The organism is Alitiscatomonas sp., from assembly GCF_037242085.1.
GTDB lineage: Bacteria > Bacillota > Clostridia > Lachnospirales > Lachnospiraceae > Alitiscatomonas > Alitiscatomonas aceti.
This window is the reverse complement of sequence record NZ_JAXXBR010000085.1, coordinates 1-7,263: the sequence shown is the minus strand read 5'-3', so window position 1 is coordinate 7,263 and position 7,263 is coordinate 1. Positions and strand designations below refer to the sequence as shown.

General features: G+C 50.4%; 7 protein-coding genes. 6 read left to right on the top strand and 1 reads right to left on the bottom strand.

Annotated elements, in window-relative coordinates:
• The coding region (locus tag WIH05_RS08720; protein ID WP_337425260.1) for a P-loop NTPase at positions 1 to 468 on the top strand (468 nt) is incomplete at its 5' end.
• Positions 469 to 495: 27 nt separating this feature from the next.
• The gene (locus WIH05_RS08715; protein ID WP_022273156.1) at positions 496 to 1,683 is read left to right on the top strand and encodes a membrane associated lipase alpha/beta hydrolase family; all 1,188 of its coding nucleotides are present in this window, start codon (positions 496 to 498) and stop codon (positions 1,681 to 1,683) included.
• A gap of 33 nt (positions 1,684 to 1,716) precedes the next feature.
• On the opposite strand, the gene WIH05_RS08710 is transcribed toward WIH05_RS08715, so the two are convergent.
• Positions 1,717 to 3,732, bottom strand: a complete 2,016-nt coding sequence (locus WIH05_RS08710; protein ID WP_022273155.1) for an ABC-F family ATP-binding cassette domain-containing protein — start codon at positions 3,730 to 3,732, stop codon at positions 1,717 to 1,719.
• A gap of 324 nt (positions 3,733 to 4,056) precedes the next feature.
• Here WIH05_RS08710 and WIH05_RS08705 point away from each other — a divergent pair, with 324 nt between their 5' ends.
• The 4 genes from WIH05_RS08705 to WIH05_RS08690 form a co-directional block, all read left to right on the top strand.
• Entirely contained in the window at positions 4,057 to 4,632 is a 576-nt protein-coding gene (locus WIH05_RS08705) for a hypothetical protein (protein WP_337425259.1), read from the top strand.
• Between the two features lie 110 nt (positions 4,633 to 4,742).
• Positions 4,743 to 5,459: a response regulator gene (locus WIH05_RS08700; RefSeq protein ID WP_337425258.1), complete on the top strand. Its 717-nt coding sequence runs from the start codon at positions 4,743 to 4,745 to the stop codon at positions 5,457 to 5,459.
• Positions 5,456 to 6,724: a GHKL domain-containing protein gene (locus WIH05_RS08695; RefSeq protein ID WP_022273152.1), complete on the top strand. Its 1,269-nt coding sequence runs from the start codon at positions 5,456 to 5,458 to the stop codon at positions 6,722 to 6,724. Before WIH05_RS08700 ends, WIH05_RS08695 begins: the two co-directional genes overlap by 4 nt.
• A 200-nt stretch (positions 6,725 to 6,924) precedes the next feature.
• Positions 6,925 to 7,263: helix-turn-helix transcriptional regulator (locus WIH05_RS08690; protein WP_337425257.1), on the top strand; the 339-nt coding region annotated here is incomplete at its 3' end.

Genomic DNA, 7,263 nt, shown 5'->3' with positions numbered 1-7,263 from the left:
CCGGTGATCTGGAGAGGACCTGTGATCGCAGGCGCTGTAAAACAGTTCTGGAACGAGACCTACTGGAAGGACATTGACTATATGTTCGTGGATATGCCTCCGGGAACCGGCGACGTTCCGCTGACTGTATTCCAGTCCCTGCCGGTGGACGGTATCCTGATCGTGACCTCTCCCCAGGAGCTGGTTTCCATGATCGTCGGAAAGGCTGTGAACATGGCTAAAAAGATGGACGTTCCGATCATCGGTCTCATTGAAAACATGAGCTATCTGGAGTGTCCGGACTGCGGAAAGAAGATCTCTGTATTCGGCGAGAGCAAGGTGGAGGAAGTTGGAAAAGAGTACGGGATCCCCGTGCTGGCCCAGATCCCCATCCGTCCGGAGATCGCAGGCTCCGTGGACGAGGGAACTGTGGAATATGTGAAGGCAGAATTCCTTGAGAAGGCAGCGGAAGCTGTGGAAAAACTGTAAGAATATACCGGATGAGAAAGGATCACAATGGCTGGACGGTATGAGGCCGTGCTGACAGCGGCGGAAAAGCTTCATGTAAGGCTTTTAAGGCTCCTGACGGGAGCGCTGACGTGTACCCTTTGGACAATGCCGGTCCTTGGAAGCCTCGGGATATGGGATCTGATGACCCATGGCCCGGGGCTTTCCGGCATTTTTCTGATCCTGGGCTTTCTGGCAGCTTATGTGTGCTTTCTGGGGATCCTGTGCTGGATGTGCCTGGTGTGCCGGCGGCTCAGGATCGCCAGACGGCTGCTGGTATGGATGCTTTTGTGGATTCCGTTTTTAAATTATGGCCTGGCTCTCTATGTGCGCGGTCTGGCAAAGCAGGAGACGGACCATATCCTTTACAGGATCAGCCTGGACGATGTGCGGGCGGAAAAGAATGTGTGCAGCACAAAATATCCGCTGCTGCTGGTCCACGGCGTGGGCTTCCGGGATTTTCATTATTTTAACTATTGGGGGCGGATCCCCAGGGCGCTGAAGAAAAACGGAGCCAGGGTCTTTTACGGCCACCAGGAGGCCTGGGGGACTGTGGAGGAAAACGCCGGGATCCTTAGGGAAAAAATTTTTGAGATCCTTCGGGAGACCGGGGAGGAGAAGGTGAACATCATTGCCCATTCCAAGGGCGGGCTGGATTCCAGATATCTCATCAGCGGGCTCCATATGGCCCCCTATGTGGCTTCTCTGACCACCATCTGTACGCCCCACCGGGGCTCCATGCTGGCGGATCTTTTAATGAAGCTGCCGGATTTTCTGTACCGGGGGATCTGCGGCCTTATGGACCGGTATTTTGGAATGCTGGGAGACCGGGCGCCCAATGCCTATGTTGCCAGCCGCCAGTTATCCTGTGCCTGGACACAGGAATTCAACCGGAAATATCCAGATTCATCCAGCGTGTATTACCAGAGCTATGCCAGCATGATGAAATGCGGGGCAAGCTGCTGGCTTCTCAGTATCCCCTACTGGATCCTGAAACTTCTGGACGCAGGGAGCGACGGGCTGGTGACGGAGGAGTCTGCCCGGTGGACCAATTTCAGGGGCACCCTTAAGAATACATACCTCTGCGGTATTTCCCATGGCGACATGATCGATCTGGCCAGGGAGGACTACAAAGGTTTCGATGTAATCGAATTTTATATCCATCTGGCCGGGGAACTGAAGGAACGGGGATTATAAAAGAGCACCGGACAGGCAGAAAAAGAGCTGGCGTTATTCCGCCAGCTCTTCCCATTTTTCATAAAGGACCTCCAGCTTTGCTGCCAGGTCTTCTTTTTCTTTATTAAGCTCCATGAGCCTCGCCACGTCTGTGAAGACGCTTTCGTCGCAGAGGAGTGCGTCGATCTCTCCGTCCCTGGTCTCCAGGTCATGGATCTCGGCCTCCACCTTTTTCAGATCGTTCTGGCGTTTCCGGAGCCGGGCCTGTTCCTCCTTCTGGGCCTTCCAGTCCAGCTTTGTGTCTGTGGCAGGAGAGTTTGGGGAGACAGACTGGACAGAAACGGAGGCCTGGCCGGAATCAGCCGCTCCTGCGGTCCGGAGCACGCTTCCAGAGAACACAGAGCCTCCCGCAGCCGGGGCTTTGGCTGTCCCGTCGGAGCTGGTCCCAAAATGGGCCGCCATCATATCTTCCCGTTTTTCCAGGTAGTAGTCGTAATTTCCGATATAATTTAAAAGCTTCCCTCCGGTCAGATCCAGGATCCGGGTGGCCGTTTTGTTGATGAAGTAACGGTCGTGAGATACGTAAAGGACCGTGCCGCCGTAATGGCTTAAGGCATTTTCCAGGATCTCCTTGGAGGTGATGTCCAGGTGGTTGGTGGGCTCGTCCAGGATCAGGAAGTTGGCCTCAGAGAGCATCAGCTTGGCTAAGGACACCCGGCCACGCTCGCCGCCGCTTAAGTCGCCGATGCGCTTAAAGGCGTCATCGCCAGTAAACAGGAAGGAGGCCAGGGTGTTGCGGATCTGGGTGTTGGTCATTCCTGGATAGGCGTCGGAGATCTCCTCAAACAGGGTCTTATCCATATGGAGCACCTGATGGTCCTGGTCATAGTAGCCGATGTGGACCCGGGAGCCCAGGGTGATCTCCCCGTGATCCGGCGTCACAAGGCCGTTGATCATTTTCAGGATCGTAGTCTTTCCGGTGCCGTTGTCGCCGATGATGGCCACCCGCTCGCCGCGCTTTACGTCAAAATCCACATGGGAAAACAGATGCTGGGGGCCGAAGGACTTCTCCAGGTCCCGGACCGTTAAGACGTCGTTTCCGCTTAAGATATTGGGCTCTAAACGGATGTCCATGGCGTCGTTGATCTCTGTGGGCTTTTCCAGTACCTCGATCTTATTCAGCATCTTTTCCCGGCTTTCCGCCCGCTTGATGGACTTCTCCCGGTTAAAGGATTTCAGCTTTTCAATGACCTCCTCCTGGTGCTTGATCTCCTGCTGCTGGTTTAAGTAGGCCTTCATCTGGATGGCCCGCATCTGGGCCCGTTTTTCGCTGTACGCAGAATAGTTGCCCAGGTAGACGGTGGCCTTTCCGTTGTCCAGCTCCACCACCTTGGTGACGATCTTATCCAGGAAATACCGGTCATGGGCCACGATGATGACGCTTCCCTTATAGTTTAACAGATAATTCTCCAGCCAGGCAATGGAGGACATGTCCAGGTGGTTGGTGGGCTCGTCCAGAAGGATGATATCCGGGCTGGTCAGAAGGAGCTTTCCTAAGGACACCCGGGTCTTCTGGCCGCCGGAGAGGGTAGAGATCTGTTTTCCGAATTCCTCCTCCGGAAAGCCCAGGCCCTTTAAAACGCCCACGATCTCACTTTTCCAGGCATAGCCGTTGATGAGATCGAACTGGTGGCTTAAGCGGCTGTATGTATCCATCATGGCCTCCAGTTCTTCACCGTCAGCCCGCTTCATGGAGACCTCCAGCTCCCGGAGCCGTTCCTCCATTTCGATCACCGGCCGCTTTACCTCCAGCATTTCATCATAAATGGTCCGGTGGCTTAAAAGGTCCTGGTTCTGGGCCAGGTAGCCCAGGGTCTTTCCCTTGGAGATGACCACTTCCCCGGAGTCTGCCGGAAGCTCTCCGGTGATGATCTTTAGGAGCGTGGACTTCCCGGCTCCGTTGATGCCAACAATGGCGGCTTTTTCGTGTTCTTCTATATGAAAGGAAGCGTTTTTTAAGATGTCGTCGCTTCCAAAGGATTTGCAGATGCTGCTGCAGGACAGTATCATAGTTTCCTCCTAGTATTGTACAGATATAATGGCTGCGGATTTTTGCCGGGAGCCGGTTTTCAGGGCGGCCTCCGGACACGGCTTCACCGGGGACGACGCGCCCCCGGTCAATAGTATAGTATAATATAGGTCCGGGGGATTTTCAATGGTTTCATGGACGGGAAGACGTGGATCTAAGAAAAAGAAATCATTCGTAAGAAATAATTTATTGAACAAAATGAAAAAAATGATATACTTTTGTTAAATACAAACATTAATTCGATGTAGTGTGAAAAATATTGAAATCAGGACCGGAGGTTTCAGACGGGAAGGGAGGAATGGAGTATGACAGAGAGAAAGAAAATATGTCGGGACTGTTATAAAGAACTCACCGAAAGCGGTGCCAGGCTGGGTGTCTGCCGGAACTGTGCCGGGAAGGAAGTGAAAAAGCTCCGGAAGCGGCTGATCGTTTCTTTCCTTGTGGGAGCTGCCCTTGTGGGATCGGTGCTGGCCTTCCGGAACCATATCTGCTCGGTCTATTATTTTCAGAAGCCGGGAGGAGATGTGGTCGTCCCTCTGTTTTTCGGCAATGTTCTGGTGAATGACCAGTTCTTTTTCGATATGTTTTATCCGTCCAGGATCGGAGGGATCCTGTTTCTGACGATCTGTTTCTTTGCGCCCTTCAGCTCCTTTATACGCATTGACTATCCCACATTCCGCCACCAGGCAGAGCTGGATATGCTGAAAATGGAGCCGTTTACTGCGAAATACGCGGCCTCCGCCAATCATCAGCGGCAGGATGATGTAGGGATCTTCCTCGTGTCCTGTATTCTTTCGGCCGTTTCCGGCCCGTTCCTTTTCGTATACAGGATATACAGGCTGATCCGCCTGTCGGCAGCACTGAAGCGGGGGGACTGGTAAATAAATTCCGGGGTGCGGATGATGCAATTTACAGGGGGAGGAAACGATGGTATAATTTTTTATGAATTACTTTTTGAAACAACGGGGGAAGAGGTGGTTTTGCGTTCCGGGTGGCACTGTGCGATGATGACAGAAGGTTTTTAGAACTTTTAAAGGACCGGGCGGAAATGTTTTGTGTGGAAAAGGCCAGGAATGTAAAATTCTCCGCTTTTAGCGACAGCGATATTCTTATGGGAATGACAGAGCGGGGAGAGATTTTTGACGCATATATCCTGGACATAGAGATGCAGGATTATTCCGGGATCGAGATCGCAGAGGAAATACGGAAAAAATCGAAAATGGCGTGTATTATTTTTCTGACTTCCCACATGAAGTACGCAGTGGGAGCCTGTGGGACGGGAATTTTCCGGTATATGATGAAGGAGGATCTGGACAGGGAGCTGCCGCGTATCCTGGACGATCTGTTTTCCCATCTGGAATGTCTGGAAAGCCATTATTTTCATGTGATCCAGAACCAGAAACGATGCATTAAGTTTTCCCACCGGGAGGTGGTTTATATTTATAAGGACCAGAAGAATGCTGTTTTCGTCATGACAGACGGACGAAGTCTGTACGAGAGAACGACACTGGACCGGCTGTACCAGGCGCTTGGGAGCGACGAGGAAATATTTTTCCTGGACCGGGGGATCATCCTGAATCTGTTCCATGTGCGGAGCGTTGGGGAAGGGAATGTGCGGATGGATACAGGACATGAGATCCCTTCCAGTCCTGGCCGCATTGAGGAGCTGAAACGAAGGATCCGCATATACTGGGGGAAGCTGATATGATGATCCATCTGTTTGAGATTCTTGCGTCGCTGACTGAGTCGGCTCTGGGAATCGCGGTGCCGGCAAAGCTCCTGGGAGAAAAAAGGTCCGGGGGAATAAGACTGGCTGCTGCTGCGGCCGTTCTGACAGCGGTGGTATGGGGGATCAACCAGTACGTGCTGTTTTCCGCCTGGACAACGGTACTTGGAGTTTTATTGATGGCTCTTGGAGGATGTCTGGTTTACCAGAGGAATTTTGTGGACGTGCTGCCGCTGACTGCATTTTTTATGTTTCTTTTGTATGCCTGTGATTTTATTGTGCTGACCCTTTGCGGAACGGTTTCCAGAGACCAGGGATTTGCAGCATCAATGACATCGGCATTATCAGAGGCCCGTATGGTATTTTTATTCTTGTCCAAAACAATGCTGCTTCTTACATGCTGGTTTGTCGTGTGGCTGTGTAATGCGGTCAGCAGCCAGTATACAAAAATAGACTGGTCCCTGTTGGCGGCAATAGGGGTGTCTGTGTATCTGGCTGACAGGACGATCCAGAAGACAGATGGAAGCTCCCTCTTAAACTGGCTGCTTCTTCTGGGGATTGTCCTTATGTATGTACATCTGAGACTGCAAAAGCAGATTTCCTCTGTATCCCGGGAAAAGGCGGATATGGAACGGGAGAAAAACAGGATGCTGGCAGAAAATTACCAGATCTTAAAGGATGCCAGCGCTTCAAAACAGACGTTTTATCATGACCTGAAGAACCAGTATCTGCTGATACAGAACTATCTGGAGACAGGAGCGTATGAAAAAGCAAAGGATTACATAAAAGAACTGGGCGGAAGAGAACATATGGAGGAGATCAGATTCCATACAGGAAGCGAGGCCATGGACATAATCCTGGAGTATAAACTGAACCAGGCCAAAAGACAGGGAATGCAAATCAACTGTCTGATCGAACCAGTCCAGTTAAGATTACAGGAAACAGAGGTGACAGCGCTCCTGGGAAATCTTCTGGACAATGCACTGGAAGCCTGTAATAAGATGGAGCCGCAGGACCGCTGGATCCAGATCGTGATCCGGCAGATGGGAAACGCGTCGTTTATAAAGGTTTCAAACACCTGTGCCCAGGAACCGGAGAGGATTGGAGAAGAATTTGTTTCTGGAAAACAGGGAAGGCTTCATGGAATCGGGACAAAGAGCATCCGTGAGATCGTTGAAAGGTATGGAGGGGTACAGGAAACGGGATACAAGGATGGGATCTTTTTTATGACGATCTCGTTTTTTTGAGCAGAGAGTAAAAACAACTGGAATAGAAACCTAAAAAGGGATAGTATAAAGGCTATCCTTTTATTATTTTGAATTGCTTATTGGACATTTTAAATTGCTATATACACATTATGATTTTTATTGCCCCATTGGTATCATAAAAATGAAACAATAACGATGGTATATGCCAAAAAAGATTTGAAGAAGAATGGGGAATACAAATGATAAAAAAAGATAGCAGTACTGAAAATATAAGAATAGGACGGAGAATTAAGACACTTCGGGAGAAACGGTCAATTACGCAGAAAGAACTGGCTGACAGGGTTATGATCTCTCCGAGTTCCATTACAAGGCTGGAATCTGGAGAGACAATGGTATCGGTACAAACCCTTCAACTGATCGCAAGATCCTTAAAGGTTCCAGTAGGGGTATTTTTGGATGAGCAGAGAGAGGATATTGAATTTGATGACCCGGAAGTCATGGAATTGCTGAAGAAATGTACACCCAGTCAGAGAGAAAAGTTAAATCAGATTTTTAAACTGATCTTGGATTGTTTTTTA

Bases quoted from the DNA above. Each gene is read 5' to 3' on its own strand.
- WIH05_RS08715 (WP_022273156.1), top strand. From the start codon at position 496: ATGGCTGGACGGTATGAGGCCGTGCTGACAGCGGCGGAAAAGCTTCAT.
- WIH05_RS08710 (WP_022273155.1), bottom strand. From the start codon at position 3,732: ATGATACTGTCCTGCAGCAGCATCTGCAAATCCTTTGGAAGCGACGAC.
- WIH05_RS08705 (WP_337425259.1), top strand. From the start codon at position 4,057: ATGACAGAGAGAAAGAAAATATGTCGGGACTGTTATAAAGAACTCACC.
- WIH05_RS08695 (WP_022273152.1), top strand. From the start codon at position 5,456: ATGATGATCCATCTGTTTGAGATTCTTGCGTCGCTGACTGAGTCGGCT.